The organism is Victivallaceae bacterium, assembly GCA_036659455.1.
In the GTDB taxonomy this organism is placed as follows: domain Bacteria; phylum Chlamydiota; class Chlamydiia; order Chlamydiales; family Chlamydiaceae; genus JAVXCN01.
Genome location: JAVXCN010000001.1, coordinates 407,466 through 421,827 on the forward strand (window position 1 = coordinate 407,466; position 14,362 = coordinate 421,827).

At 39.1% G+C, this 14,362-nt stretch carries 14 protein-coding genes and 1 tRNA gene; 8 read left to right on the plus strand and 7 right to left on the minus strand.

From position 1 onward, the window contains the following. Positions 1-11: 11 nt before the first annotated feature. Positions 12-2,078: a thioredoxin domain-containing protein gene (locus RSA43_01830; GenBank protein ID MEG2496028.1), complete on the minus strand. Its 2,067-nt coding sequence runs from the start codon at positions 2,076-2,078 to the stop codon at positions 12-14. Positions 2,079-2,294: 216 nt separating this feature from the next. Here RSA43_01830 and RSA43_01835 point away from each other — a divergent pair. The 3 genes from RSA43_01835 (at position 2,295) to RSA43_01845 (ending at position 4,187) form a co-directional block, all read left to right on the plus strand. Next, positions 2,295-2,380 (plus strand) — tRNA-Ser (locus RSA43_01835). Positions 2,381-2,465: 85 nt separating this feature from the next. After that, complete coding sequence (locus RSA43_01840) at positions 2,466-3,302, plus strand: DUF2608 domain-containing protein (protein ID MEG2496029.1); 837 nt, start codon at positions 2,466-2,468, stop codon at positions 3,300-3,302. Positions 3,303-3,344: 42 nt separating this feature from the next. After that, positions 3,345-4,187 carry a DUF2608 domain-containing protein gene (locus RSA43_01845; GenBank protein ID MEG2496030.1) on the plus strand — a complete coding sequence of 281 codons (843 nt, stop codon included), beginning with the start codon at positions 3,345-3,347 and terminating at the stop codon, positions 4,185-4,187. A 30-nt stretch (positions 4,188-4,217) separates the two neighbouring features. Here RSA43_01845 and RSA43_01850 read toward each other — a convergent pair whose 3' ends face one another. Then, positions 4,218-4,631, minus strand: coding sequence for a helix-turn-helix domain-containing protein (locus RSA43_01850; GenBank protein MEG2496031.1), 414 nt, complete (start codon positions 4,629-4,631; stop codon positions 4,218-4,220). A 161-nt stretch (positions 4,632-4,792) separates the two neighbouring features. On the opposite strand from RSA43_01850, the gene rnhC reads away from it, so the two are divergent. The 4 genes from rnhC to RSA43_01870 all read left to right on the plus strand — a co-directional run bounded on the left by rnhC (position 4,793) and on the right by RSA43_01870 (position 8,411). After that, on the plus strand, positions 4,793-5,707 hold the full coding sequence (gene rnhC, locus RSA43_01855) for a ribonuclease HIII (protein MEG2496032.1): 915 nt from the start codon (positions 4,793-4,795) through the stop codon (positions 5,705-5,707). A gap of 9 nt (positions 5,708-5,716) precedes the next feature. After that, on the plus strand, positions 5,717-6,640 hold the full coding sequence (locus tag RSA43_01860) for a hypothetical protein (GenBank protein ID MEG2496033.1): 924 nt from the start codon (positions 5,717-5,719) through the stop codon (positions 6,638-6,640). A 72-nt stretch (positions 6,641-6,712) separates the two neighbouring features. Then, positions 6,713-7,198, plus strand: a complete 486-nt coding sequence (locus tag RSA43_01865) for a DUF5422 family protein (protein MEG2496034.1) — start codon at positions 6,713-6,715, stop codon at positions 7,196-7,198. Between the two features lie 91 nt (positions 7,199-7,289). Then, positions 7,290-8,411 carry an IncV family inclusion membrane protein gene (locus RSA43_01870; protein ID MEG2496035.1) on the plus strand — a complete coding sequence of 374 codons (1,122 nt, stop codon included), beginning with the start codon at positions 7,290-7,292 and terminating at the stop codon, positions 8,409-8,411. Here the strand turns inward: RSA43_01870 and gatB are convergent. From gatB to RSA43_01885, 3 genes are read right to left on the minus strand one after another with little or no spacing between them, the layout of a single operon-like run. Further along, positions 8,408-9,877 carry an Asp-tRNA(Asn)/Glu-tRNA(Gln) amidotransferase subunit GatB gene (gatB, locus tag RSA43_01875; GenBank protein ID MEG2496036.1) on the minus strand — a complete coding sequence of 490 codons (1,470 nt, stop codon included), beginning with the start codon at positions 9,875-9,877 and terminating at the stop codon, positions 8,408-8,410. The genes RSA43_01870 and gatB overlap by 4 nt on opposite strands. 24 nt (positions 9,878-9,901) lie before the next feature. Beyond that, the gene (gene gatA / locus RSA43_01880) at positions 9,902-11,368 is read right to left on the minus strand and encodes an Asp-tRNA(Asn)/Glu-tRNA(Gln) amidotransferase subunit GatA (protein ID MEG2496037.1); all 1,467 of its coding nucleotides are present in this window, start codon (positions 11,366-11,368) and stop codon (positions 9,902-9,904) included. Between the two features lie 16 nt (positions 11,369-11,384). Further along, the gene (locus tag RSA43_01885; GenBank protein ID MEG2496038.1) at positions 11,385-11,687 is read right to left on the minus strand and encodes an Asp-tRNA(Asn)/Glu-tRNA(Gln) amidotransferase subunit GatC; all 303 of its coding nucleotides are present in this window, start codon (positions 11,685-11,687) and stop codon (positions 11,385-11,387) included. A gap of 217 nt (positions 11,688-11,904) precedes the next feature. On the opposite strand from RSA43_01885, the gene RSA43_01890 reads away from it, so the two are divergent. Next, positions 11,905-12,171, plus strand: coding sequence for a DUF378 domain-containing protein (locus RSA43_01890; protein MEG2496039.1), 267 nt, complete (start codon positions 11,905-11,907; stop codon positions 12,169-12,171). A gap of 15 nt (positions 12,172-12,186) precedes the next feature. Here the strand turns inward: RSA43_01890 and RSA43_01895 are convergent, their stop codons facing one another. After that, a complete protein-coding gene (locus RSA43_01895) occupies positions 12,187-12,618 on the minus strand; it encodes a hypothetical protein (GenBank protein MEG2496040.1) in 432 nt (143 codons plus the stop codon). Positions 12,619-12,620: 2 nt separating this feature from the next. Further along, a complete protein-coding gene (locus RSA43_01900) occupies positions 12,621-14,339 on the minus strand; it encodes a hypothetical protein (GenBank protein ID MEG2496041.1) in 1,719 nt (572 codons plus the stop codon). Between the last annotated feature and the right edge of the window lie 23 nt (positions 14,340-14,362).

Sequence of the window (14,362 nt, forward strand, 5' to 3'; positions counted from 1 at the left end):
ATAAATAATCCTTACTTGCATTTAATAAATTCAATAAATGATTTAATATCACTGAATTTTATAGACCTATCACGTCCGGAACAATAAATTGCCGGACCATTTCCGGACAACTCCGACATTTTATGAACATACTCATTATCTAAAATCGACGTATCTTGATTCTCTTCGGGAAATAACCAAATTAAAGATTTATTAGGTATATATTTATTTTTAAAAGCTTCTAAAATCATGTCTCTATTCTCAGAATTTCCGGGACAAATATATATCGACAACTCATCTCGAGAAAAATATCTTTGAAACGATTCCATTTGAGTAAAGCAAGCGAACGGATGCATCTCAACAAAAGATTTGGTAAATTGAAAAATTTCTTCCGCCTGATGCAAAAAATCTTTTTTTCCGGTAATGGCATATAAAGTCAGAAAACAATCGGCTAAGACCGCTGTCCCCGATATACCGTCTCTATCCGCTATCTCTCTTCTTTTAAGAATAAGAGTCGGATCACTACCATCCGTAGAATAAAAGATCCCGGATTCGCATTTAAAGCGACTCATAACCGTTTTAACTAAGGAAACCGCCGTTTCCAACCAATGAATACCTCGTCCTGCCTGGAACAGCGATAAAAAACCTAAAATCACGCAAGCATAATCTTCCAGATAAGCATTAAATTTAGCTTCTCCCTCACGCCATCTACGAAAAAGAATTCCTCCTTCTTGAAGCATGTGATCTTTGATGAAACGTGCCGTTTTTTCTGCCGAATCGAAATAAGCAGAGTTTCCGGTAATCAAACCGGCCTGAACCAAGACGTGAATCATGAACCCGTTGCAATAACAAATGACTTGATCATCGATGGAAGGTTTTTCTCTTAAATTCCTTACTTCCGAAAGAATTTTTTTGTCTTCTTTTAAAATACTTTCGATTTCTGCAGGCGTTTGACAATATTTTTCCGCTAAAATCTCAATATCCAATCCTATAGGAATATGAAGAACGTTTCTTCCGTTCGTAATACCTTCACTACAAATGCCGTAGTAATCGCAAAAGAGGTCTGAACGATTTTTTAACGCCGGTTGAATTTCTTCTTTTGACCACGTATAAAATCCGCCGTCTTTTCCTCCGATGAAACCTCCGTACTCCGATAAAAAGTAACAATGCAAGTCCGGATTCCTCAAATTTCCCGATAAATAATTTAAAATTTCTTCTCCAACCTCAAGGTATTTATCCTTATTCGTAAAAGCCCAGGCTTCCAAATATAAAAGAGCTAGAACGGCGTTATCCATCACGTTTTTTTCAAAGCAGGGAATCATCCATTTGTCGTCTATCGTATATTTATAAAACCCTCCTCCTAAATGATCTCTAATTCCTCCTCGACTCATCATATCCAATGTTCTATCGATATAAAAAGCGGCTCGACTTTCGGAATTTTCTTTAGCGAAATTCAGTAAAAAGCGACCTTGATGACCTAGGGAAAATTTAGGAAACGATTTCAATCCCCCGTAAACGGGATCCGCTTCAGCATAAGTTACCGCAACAACTCCGGCCGCATCGTCTTTCGAGAATTCATCTTTGGCAATACAACCTTGAACGAAAGAGATGACTTGAAATACTTTATTGGCTTGTTCAAGAATTTCTTCCTTTTCTTCGGTGTCATTCCAAATCTCCGAAACTCTTTGCATAATTTGTTTTAATGAACCTTTGGAAAACCTTTCTTCCAAAATCATGTGATTCATTGAAAAAAAAGGAATTAAGTCCGAAGTCAGAAAAATATTCAAAGGCCAACCGGTTAAAGAAGAACTATCGGAAGACAACATCGAGGCAAACTCTATGTAAAGAGCCCCAAGATGAGGATATTCTTCCTTATCTACTTTTACGTTAACGAAAGAATCATTCATAATAGCCGCTATTTCCGGATCCCTAAAATTTTCTTCCAGCATAATTTTACACACTCTTGAACCTGAATGCCCTATGGAAAGAAAAATGGGTTTGTTATTTTCTTCGGCTATTCTAAAAGCTTCTTCACCCCAAGGAAACCAATTGATCGGCGTATGAGCATAAGAAAGAAGATAGGGTGACTTCTCATGCACCAATTTATTTGTATAAGAAGAATTCGACATAATTTAAAAAAATAAAATATTAACTAAATTTTAAACTAAAAAATTAAGTATTTTAATTAAAAATAAAAAATATTTTTTTTAATTAAAAACTTATTAAATCATGGTTTAATATCAAAATAAAACTTGCTGAGACAAATCCTTGATTTTCTAAAGAGTTTTTTCTAGAATCCATACATTTTGAAATGCGGAAGAGTGGCAGAGTGGTCGAATGTATCTGATTCGAAATCAGAAGTCCTCTTCAGGGACCGGGGGTTCGAATCCCTCCTCTTCCGATTTTTCGATACTTGGAAATAGCTATTCAAAAAAAAATTTATTTTTTAACATCGATGCTTTTCCAGAAGAAAAGGCGATTGTCAAATGTTATTGTCCCGTTTATTTTGTTTACCCCTCCTATTTCTTGCCTGCATATCAAGCCTGTCCGAAGCGACTGTCACATCCGATAATACTCTTAACATCAAGACCATAAAAACGATCGGTCAACTGACAAGTCTCGTTTCCTCCCTCGATACGTTAATATGCATCAACGTAGACGAAATATTGCTCGAACCGACTCAATATCTTGGATCCTATGCTTGGTTTCTTTCCAACGCTTCGAAAATAAAAGAATCTTCGATCCCTGTGTGCTCCAATGAACTTGCCTTCGGTTATGATGCCGTTAATTTCTTGTGTCAAAAAAGAACGGTTGAAAGTTCCTGTGCACAAATCATCCGCTCAATCGGTTTGAATTCCTCATTGAATATCATAGGAATTTCCCATAAAGGCATTTCTCTAGCCGAAAAAGTCATAGACGATCTATATGATCACGGAATCGATTTGTTTCCTTACTCGGGCTATGAAAGTGAATCGTTTTTGAATGATTCGGAAAATGTTTGTCTCTCGGAATTGATAGTTTTCACCGGAGGTGTTCTTTTCTGTTCGGAAGTGCCTTTCGAAAAAGCGCTTCAAGACTTGTTGAACAAATATAACATTATTCCTAAAAAGCTTTTATACGTGAGTTCGAATCTCAAAACAATTCGAACCGTAGGTAAATATTTTCGTCCTTACGGAATTGATTTCCTAGGCATTCTTTACGAGAAAAACGAGTATTTGAAAGCGATTGAAATTCACGACAAATTACAAGCTGCTAATCTTCAGTTTAACGAATTTAAAGCGATCCTTCCGGACGACATTATCGTATCGATTTTGCAAATTTAAAAACGAACTGTGCTTATCATCCAACATCCTAAGGAGGATTGTATGAAATTACCTCTACTTACATTGCTTTTTTCGTTTGTCTTTATTTCATCGGGATCTGCATACGTTTCGGAAAGTCTTGACTTATTCGGTTTCCAATCGAATTTCGAAATAGGAGATTTGATTTGTATCGTTTTGGACGATGTTCTTTTACAACCTGCTCAAACACTGGGAAATAGACAATGGCTCTTGGATAGAGTCGCATCGGCCGAACAAGACTCCGACTTGGAAGATCCTTATAAACAATCACTTAATGAATGGCTAGCTGTTCAAAACATTACCGAACAAGTCCCGGTTGCCCCCGATAATATTCCTCTCTGTCATGCTCATAACATTCAAGGATTTCCTATTCTCGTTCTTACCGATAGACCTTTATCGATAGCGAACAGAACACTGTTTCAAATGCAAAAGATGAATATTTGCTTCAACGAACCTTTTCCGGGAATAAAAACTCGGATATTAAAGAATCCTTATCATCAGGAAGAACCTCTTTGTTCTCTTTTATACAAAGACGGAACGCTCTTTACTTCCGGATTAAAAACAGGACTGTCAATGGGTAAAGCGTTGTTTCTCTTACTTGACACATTCGAAAGAACTTACAAAAGGATCATCGTTATCGATCATGATGAAAAAAATCTTCTATCCGTGAAAGCAGCTTGCGATAAAGCCGGAGTCACATTTTTAGGTATTCGATATATAAAAACGGATAAAAACGGTTCCGAATACAATCCTGAAATCCCTGCTTTACAGTTCGAGAGAATGTTGGACCTTATCTCGGACGAACATGCTGAGCTCGTTCTGGATTCCTTAAACAAGACCAGGGTTAAAAAGAAAGCACTCCGATAACCTTAAAGAGGCTAAAATCTTAAGATTCCGTTAAATAACATCGCAAAAATAAGCGATTAACCAAACAAATCCAATAATGCCGGCCCAGAAAAAGATTTTTAAGGAACTGTTCGATCTTCTGTTCCGATTATCTCTTAATTCCGAAAATCGAAGATCGTTACTAGCCGATCCGCTGTGAGGCACTTTAAAAACACTTCCTACATAAGGATAGCGGTGTAACATTTCTTCGACGTTCAACCCTAAAAAATCGGCATAATTCTTAATAAAACCTCTGGCATAAACAGGAGAGATCAGCTCACCGATATTACCGTCTTCTATGGCTCTTATATGATGTAACCTCAAAGAAGTAGCCAATTCGATATCTTGCCAAGAATAATTCTTTTCTTCCCGTAAACGACGAAATTCACTACCGAAATAAACCAGATCCTTATGAATGCTTTTCATTACAAATACCGCCGATATATAAGACTAGGCCGTTAAATTTTTTTGTTATTTTTTGCAGTATAAATCCGAAAGAAGCATACGAACAACATAAAATTCAAACGAATTCAAAAAATAGCAACCGTTATTGCGTTAAATCGCCTTAAAAATATAAAATCTCCCCCATGTCCTTCGTAACGACTTTAGATTCCTTTCAAACCGATAAATTACGTGATGAACTGGAGAAAAGAGGTTTTGTATTTTCTTATCCCGATCATATGGTTTTTTGCGCTAAAAATTCCGGAATCTCTTGTTCTCTTTATCTTTCCGGGAAGCTTGTCATCCAAGGAAAAGAAAAACAGGATTTCATAGAGTTTTTCCTGGAACCCGAAATTTTAAAAAGTTTTTCTCAAACGTTGCCGGAAAGCGAGCTTGATCTACGTCCTCGCATCGGTGTGGATGAATCCGGAAAAGGAGATTTTTTCGGTCCCTTGTGTATTGCCGGAGTTTTTGCCGATAACGAAAAAATAGTTTCTTTACTTCATAAGAACAGTATTAGGGATTCTAAAAAAATCGGAGACGCCTCTATTTTAAAATTGGCAAAAATCATCAAAGAATCATGTATTTATGAAGTCGTAAGAATTGAACCCGAAAAATACAACCTGTTGTATGACAAGTTCCGCAATCTCAATGAACTTTTGGCGTGGGGTCACGCTAAAATTATAGAAAAATTGGAATCGAAAATCTGCAGTCACGGAGTCTTTGCCATCTCAGATAAATTCGCTGATGAAAACGTTTTGATTAAAGCTTTGAAAAATAAAAATATATCGATTCCCGTATACCAAAAAGTAAGAGCAGAAAGCGACGTAGTTGTTGCCGCAGCTTCTATTCTTTCTCGAGAAGATTTTATTCTATCAATCAAAAAATTGGAAAAAATTCATGGTCTGGTTTTGCCGAAAGGTGCGGGTAGCACAGTTAAAAATCAAGCCGTTAGAATTGCTTTCGAAAGAGGCTATGAGACCTTGCAAAAAGTCTGTAAAAGACATTTCAAGACATATGACGAAATTACCGACATTTTAGAAACTCAAAAGGGAAAATAAAAGGGAATCATGATAATTCGTTCGTTAATCGGCTTATTGGCGTTAGTCACCCAAGCAGTTTGTTTTCCTGTTCAGGCCGTTTCTTATTTGATCGATAATCGAAAAGAACAGGAAAAAATCGATCTCCAAAGACAATTTCGTCCTTTTTCCTGGCAAACTCAAGGCTTTTGTATTAATAAAGCCGATTTTAAGAAACTCAAGAATCAAAGCATCGGATATCAACAATTCGATACCACATTTACCGCTACTATCCCCTGTAATGAATTATCAGGATTCATTGTCTCTTGCGGCGGAGTCATAGCCAATATCGATTGGGATACCAATAAAATCTTCAGAGATAAAAGCGCCTACGCTTATACTTTAATGTCCGTCGGAGGCTATACCCTAGCTCTTCCTCGTTGGAATTGGTCTATCCTGTTTTCCGTTTTAACGGACCCCGAAAAATTCGGCAGCTTTAACTATAATATTTATCAACTCGTCATGTGCGGCCGTTATAAAGCTTCCGATGTGATGGAAATTACAATGGGGGTTGTCAATGAAGCAGGCCTTCGACAAGAGAAAGCCTGGCCTTTGGTAGGACTTTCCTGTAAGCCGTGTAAAGACCTGACTGTCAATCTTATATATCCTAATAACTTTTCAATTGATTATGCCTGTTCTTCGATTTGTCGATTCGGAACTTCTTTCCGAATCATTCGATTCAGAAAAAGGTTGCATGAGAATGCGATCTTATCAAAGGGAATTTTCGAGTATGAAAATCAAGGATTGGAAGCAAATATTAAAATTATCCCTTCCGAGCGAAGTTACTTAAAAGTTTTCGGCGGCATTGCTTTGGGTAAAGGCTTTTCTTTCGCTGATCGTAAAAACCATGCTCAAATCACTGAGAAATTCAAAGATTCCGGCTATTTCGGGGGAAATTTCGTTATATCCTTCTAAATCAAAGATATTGGATTGATATAAATTTAAAAGATCGTTTATAATTTCAGGTTTTAACTCGTCAATTTTCTCATGGATTGTAAAGGATTGTTTTCCAGAGGAATTTCTTCTTTTGAAAAGATTGTTTTTCCGGAAATTAAACTAGCCGATGGTATAAGAATAGCTTATAACCCTGCACATAAAACAGCCATAGCCATTTCCGTTTTCATCTCATTCTTTATGGGAATACTCAAGATTATTATTCTTCCTGTCTCCCTTGTTCTGGGAATCGTGGGGATACCGATAAAAGCTTTCATTTCGCTTTTCCAATCACGGAAATTCGCTCATTATTCGATTACTTGGCTTCTGTGTGTCCTATCTGTCACACTTCTTGTGGTCCTCTTAACATCTCTTGCTTTGTTTGCTCCCGCCACCGTGTTATTCTCCGGGTTAGGGGTCGCCATTGCTTTATTAGGCGCATCTTCTTTCATTTATCTCAGCGACCGTCTTATATATAAAATACCTCCATCATCCCCCATAACTCCTCCTTCCCTCCCTGTAATTTTAGAAAAAACTTAACAAGAAGTGCCGTTTTTTTTTATTAAAAACATTACAATCATAATTTTGATCAGTTATAATTAAAATTAGTTTTAACAAGGATGTTAGATTTATGAATTTAGGAATTACTTCGCTATTACCTCAATTTCCTCAGCAATCTCCCGAATCCATGAATAACCCAGGCGCAGCACCTGCTTCGGGATTATCCGACGTAAAAACTCAAGCAAAGGGGAAGCTGGATTCGTTTTTGTCTCTTCCGGATAAACATCCTAAACTTAAAATCGTTTTCGATGTCGGAATTATTGCTTTAGCCGTTATTTCCATAATAACGACTATAGTTATGTCAGGTGGACAAGGTCTCATGTTGTACGCCCTGATTCCTTCAGTTCTATTCGCCGGTCTTGGATTGGCTTTATTATTGTCTGATCTCGTTAAAAAACCTAAGGCACAGGCCATAGTTCAAAAAACATTGGCTGTGTTAACTCCGATTTTACTTGTAAGTGCAGGTGCCGCACTTATTGTTGCCGCTTGTTATACGGGAGGTTTTGGAGTCATGTTGGCAACCACTCCGCAGTTCTTCATCGGCATGATCTTAATCGGACTGGCTATGATCTCTATAAAACAAGTAACGCTTAAAGCCTTTAAGGGCACCCAATCAACCGGAACACAGTCCCGAAAGACCGTAGTTCAACCGAAAATAGACTCCAAAAACCATTACAAGGAAATGGAAAGAAGACGTAAACAAAGACTGGATAAACAAATAAGAGAAAACTTGTCTTCGATAAGGCTAAATGCCGCCTCTCAAACGACAGATACGGGTTCGGATAGTGACGGTTTATTGGGTTCGATGACACACACTCGTCTGCAACCGAATGATCCTCCACTGATCGAAGAAGCCTCTTATTCAATAATTCGGTCTCATTCATTAAAGCCCACCATCCCCGGAGCAGAGGAAAATTCAGAACACGTAGAGGAAGTAACAACTACTCCATCACCTTCGGCACCGTTATTTTCAGTGGCGGCAACACCAACGATCCAGCCTTCAACATCATCTTTCATGTCATCCACCGAATCACAAATCAAACCCGTCACAAAAATAAATCGCGGACAATCCTCTTCCGATAATTCGGAAGAAAAACAAGAAAACCAACAACAACAAAAATGGCAGAGAAGAAAAGCCTTTAAAAAGAAAGACAGACAAAATCCTAAAAAAGAAAAACGGACAAAATCTTAACTCTTAGCCATTTTTTCTTTTAGAAGCTCATTAACCCTTTGAGGCTGTGCCTTACCGGAAGTTTCTTTCATGATTTGACCAATCAGGAAGCCGAGAGCTTTCTCTTTACCTCCCTTATAATCCTGTACGGATTCGGGATTTTTCATAATCACGTTCTCAATAACCGTATCCAAAAATGCTTCATCTTTCATAGGTAAAAAGTCAGGATTATCCGCAACTATTTCATCCGGTGTCTTCAAAGGAAATTCGACCATTACATCCGCAATCATTTTAGCAATCTTGCCGGTGATTGTGCCGTTTTCAATCATATTGACCAAACGGGCTACGGCACCGGGCTTAATACCGGAAGTCGCTAAACTACCCCCAAGTACTTTGAATCTTCCTGCAAACTCAATTGTAATCCAATTGGAGAGAAACCTTATATTAAGGCACTCCAAAACAGCTTCTTCAAAAAATAAAGCCGTAGATTTATCCGAAACCAATATCGCAGCTATATCCTCAGCTATTAAATACTCTTCGAGATATCTGTTATACTTCTCATAAGGAAGCTCCGGAAGTTCTTTACGAACTTTTTCTATATATTCGCCGGTTAATTGAAGAACGGGTAAATCCGGTTCTCTACAATAACGATAATCCTCGGCACTTTCTTTCAATCTCATAAGCACCGTTGTCTTTTTCTCAGGATCCCAACGGAAGGTGGCTTGAGGGATTACGGTTTGCACGTCCTTATGAGGATGTGAAAGATACTCATCGATTTGTCTTCGCATTTCAACTTCGAGAGCTTGTCCCATGAAATAAAATGAGTTCATATTTTTAATCTCTATCTTATTGCGCAACTCTTTGCTACCTTTCGGACGAACGGAAATATTAGCGTCGAATCTTATCGAACCTTCTTCCATATTACAATCTGAGATATCGATATATCGAAGTAACGAATACAAAGCCTGAGCATATGCTACGGCATCTTCCGAAGAAAACATACAGGGAGCTGATACAATTTCAATCAAAGGAACTCCTGCTCGATTGTAATCAACCCCAGCAAAGTTACTAAAATGCTTCAACATACCGGCATCGTCTTCAAGATGGGTTTGCGTTAACGCAAACTCCCTCTCCTGACCACGAACCAAAGCTTTAAGGCATCCTCCTCGGACGATAGGTCTTTCGAACTGAGTAATTTGAAAGTTTCTAGGGCTATCGGGGTAAAAATAAGACTTTCGATCAAAATGGCTGATCAAAGCAATCTCGCCGTTAACGGCACAACCGAATTTTACAGCCTTGTGAACGGCTTCTCGATTGAGAGTAGGTAAAACCCCAGGTTGTCCCGTACATACCGCAGTAATATTAGTATTCGGTTCATCTCCAAAACAATTAGGAGCGGAACTAAACAATTTGGAAATCGTGTTCAGTTCGACATGAACTTCCAATCCTATTACAGATTCCCAACTCTCATAAACGGTGCCACTCATGACGAATTCCTAAATTTATTAACCTTAAACGATATCAAACATTCCGGGAATTTTATTCTTAATACCCGAAGACTCCTGGTAAACGTAAGCAGCCCCACATACATTCACATCCGAATCTCTCGGACCGATCAACTGAATTCCCAGAGGCAACCCCTCACTCGTAAATCCTGAAGGGATCGCTATTGCAGGCAAGTAAGCCAAATTGACCCCAACGGTATAATAATCCTGCAAATACAACCTTAAATCGTCCAACACCTCATTATGTTTAAAGGCTGGCCCAGGACAAACGGGAAGCGCAACAAAATCACAGTTACAAAACGCTTTGTTGAAAGCTCTAAGAATTGCCTGACGAATCATCGTTGCCGTTTCGTAATAAGCTTTCTTTTGAGAAGCGGATAACACGAAAGTACCCAAAAGAATTCTCTTAATGACTTCTTTACCGAAACCTTTACCTCGAGTCATGGTATAGACCTCCGAAAGGGTTTTTGCATCAGGATCTCTATAACCGTATCGGATTCCGTCAAAACGAGCCAAATTCGTCGACGCTTCAGCAGAAGCTACCACATAATATCCGGCAATCGAATAACGCAAAATGTTTAGGTTCACTTCAATAATTTTCGTACCAAGATTTTCAAAAACGGCCAGGGCCGCAAAAAAATTATCTCTGACTTCCTTATCCAATCCTTCCAAAAATTCCGAAGGTACGCCGATAACTTTCGGAGGTTGCGCCTGTTTAACGGCCATTAAACAATTGTCCATCGATTTTCCCGACCATGTCGCGTCTCGTTCATCGCACTGACCCAAAACTTCCATGCCCAAGGCTACATCTTCAACAGTAGTCCCTATAGGACCTATTTGATCCAAAGAGGAGGCAAATGCTACCAAACCGTAACGAGAAACCCGTCCGTATGAAGGCTTAAAACCGACCACTCCACAAAAAGACGCGGGTTGTCGGATGGATCCTCCCGTATCGGAACCCAAAGACAAAGGACAAAACCTGGCAGAAACCGCTGCAGCCGATCCTCCAGAGGAACCTCCCGGAACTCTGTCCAAATCCCACGGATTACATGTCGTCCGAAAAGCGGAATTTGCCGTCGTCGATCCCATAGCAAATTCATCCATATTCGTTTTTCCGATCAGCAAAGCATCTTCCCGTTCAAGCATATCGATAACCGAAGCACTGAAAACGGCTTTGTAATTTTCCAATATTTTTGAAGCACAAGTCGTGTTTTTTCCACGAATGTGAATATTATCCTTAATGCCGATGGGAACTCCCGCCAATTTTCCTAAAGTTCCGCCTTCTCTTCGTTTTCGATCAACAGCTTTTGCCTGTTCCATAACGGATTCTTCAAAGACCTCAAGAAAAGCGCCGGTTTCGGAATCGAATCCTTGTACTCGCGATAAGAAATGAGAAGCTACTTCCTCAGCGGAAAATTCTCCCGAACGCACCCCGTCCGCCAATTCAATTGCAGTTTTTCGAAACAACCCCATAAGACCCCTACCGAAACTATTTAATCACTACAGGGACCTTGATCATCCCACCTAATTGATCGGGTGCATTCGATAAGAACTCCTCTCTTGCTAAAAGATCCTTAACGGCGTCTTCCCTACTGTCTTTCGGCTCGATAAACCCTTTCCCTTCACATTCGGATATACCGTCTTCGAAATCCAATTCATCAAACTGAGAGATATAATCAACGACGTCAATTAAATATTTGGTATATTCGGGAATCGATTCTTCATCGAGACAAATAGCAGCAACGGCGGCTATTTTTCTTAAAACACTGGGATCTATAATTTGTTGCGTCATAGAAACGGCTCCTGTTTGCGCAAACTTTATACGAATGCTGTCGAGTCTTCGAAAAACAATCAAAAAGAGACTCATCACAAAGGGATTATATTCAGAGATTAAAAAAAGTCAATCCGAGCACGGATAAAAATAACAAACATGATTAAAAAAAAACTTAGTCTTAAATAACGAGATGAATAAGATGAGTCATAACATCATTTTTAGGAGGTTAGTCACAATGCTAGGTAAGCTCGTTCGATCACTTGCCGTAATCATTACGATTATCGGAGCTTTAAATTGGGGATCTTTCGGCCTCTTCCAGTTCGACGTCATAGCAAAGATTTTTAACGGCCCTACAGCCTTTTGGAGTCGCTTCTGTTACGTTTTGGTAGGGATAGCCGGAATCATTACCGTTTCAACGATACGTTGTATTTGCAAATGTCATTCTAAATGCGATTCCGGTGAATCTTCATGTTGTCATAAAGACAAGGATCATCACGCTTAAAAGACGATTTCCGAGTTAATCCTCGGGAAATTCGTTTTCCGAGGAAACTTCCGCCATCACACTTCTTCGCCAAGATTCGTTCATTAATTCTTCCGAAGTTTCAATTCGATGTTCCTGAGAAGGACGCATATTTTCCCTATCGTTTTGTTTACGACGTTGTATTCCGGAAACGAGCTTGACGATTCCAAAGATCAACAAAGCACCGAGCCCGGTTTCCAAACACTGCGATCCTATAATAAAAAGAGCTTTGATCGCCACCGGCGGCGCCATAATCGTCGCGGCCAAAATCAAACAGACGACTCCGGTAATGACCAAAGCTAAAGAAACGATTAAAACCGCTTTTTGCCACGATGGACTGTTTTTAACTACTGCGTCGACAGGTTCAATATTGTATTCTCCGTAACCGATATCGGGTCTCTTTGAAATATGGGAAGCAAAAATATTCATGTTTAAGCCGCTTCACTTAAGTAATCCATTTTATCTAAATCTAAGGCCAAATCATCGAAATTCGACTCAGCCTGAAGTAATAAATCATTCAATTTTCTTTCGGCCCGCAAACGCTTATCATGAATTTTCTTCATTCTTTCTTTCCAGTAATCTATGAGATTACCGAGAATTAAAAATATCCCGATAAGCATAAAAGGCGTTGCCAAAGCAACGATTCCGGCAACAAAAGGAGTGACAACAGGAATCAAAGGCAGAAGAATAAGAGTAATCCCCAACAGAGCACTGATAATTCCGAAAATCACACCCATCTTATATCCTTCCGTCTTTGCTCTCTTTCTATTCTCAATTGCCCAGTTATCTAAATTCACATATTTTAATCTTTTTAAAGCGTTGTCGTTTAATGTCATTAATTTTGAGGGTTTAATTATTTTACCATCTAATACCATGACCATTCTTTTTCTGTTTATGCGAGATTCTATAGCTCTCATCTTCAATTTTACGGCCGCTTGAATTAATCCCGATAAAACCACGGGTAAAGAGAAGGCTAAAGCGGAACCTCCGACCGTAGTTAAAAGAATTACTTGGAATCCAGCTAAGCCTGCTGTAGAAGATAAAATCAATAACGCAATACCGATTAAAGCAATGATACCGGTCAGAACCATGATAATCTTTTGATTCGAATTGAAAACGGAGGTGTCATCATTTCGATTATCCGTCGTTTTGACAGTCTCATGAGTTTGCATAGTTTGAGACTCCGTTATTATCGTCCCTTCTTTATCCAAGATCGGATTATCGGTAATAACCTCGATATCGACAGCATTTTCATTTCGATTTTTTCGATTCTTTAAATAGTCCTTAATTTCCTGAAGAGGAGCACCTATAAGCATTTTCAAAATCAGAGTAATTCCGGTAGCTATTAAAGGAGGCGCAAAAGCCAAAGCAATCATTTGAGGAATTCCTCCTAAAGCCGTCGTACCGAATATTAATAGGACGATCCCTATAGCAGTCAATCCGACACCCACAGTAAGAACGATGGCGGCTGCTACTATGATTCGTTTACGTTCGGCATTTTGGTCTTGGACATCCGAAGACTCCTCCGTGCCTTTAGACGATAGGCTTCCGAACAGCAATCCGCTCAACGCCGAAAATAGAGCCGACATCCCCATCTTTCCGGCAAAATTTCCCGTATTCGCCAGCAACGGTTGCGCAGGAGAATTCAGATCCATCGAACCGTCCTCGTTATGCGGGATATCCATGCTCGAAGCAACCAGTTTCAAAATGAATCCGAAAAAGAAGATTCCCAGGCCGATTCCTGCCGCTCTCGCGAATTTGTATTTCTCGTTATCTTCTTCACCGTCTTTTTTTATTAACAAACGAGTTAAATCCACTATGCTACGAATCACCGTAACTCCGCCGGTTGTGATACCGGCCAAAGCAATTCCCAAAACTATGGTTTGAGGAGCTCCGATAAGAAAAGTAGTAGCTAGGATCGAAACGGCAACGGCAACGGCTAAAACGGATATTCCGGCGAATAAGGTTATAACCAATGATCGTTTAAACAATTTTTTTTCAATTGTTTCCGTAACCGACCTATTCATTTCTTCTATGGAAACGACGCCGACTTCGTAAATACCGTCAGTAATGTAATCTTGATTAATATCACTAACTTCCGAAGGCTCAAAAACATGAGAAAAACCATCATTGATTCCGGAAATACTCATAAAAACAAAATTAATTAATAAAA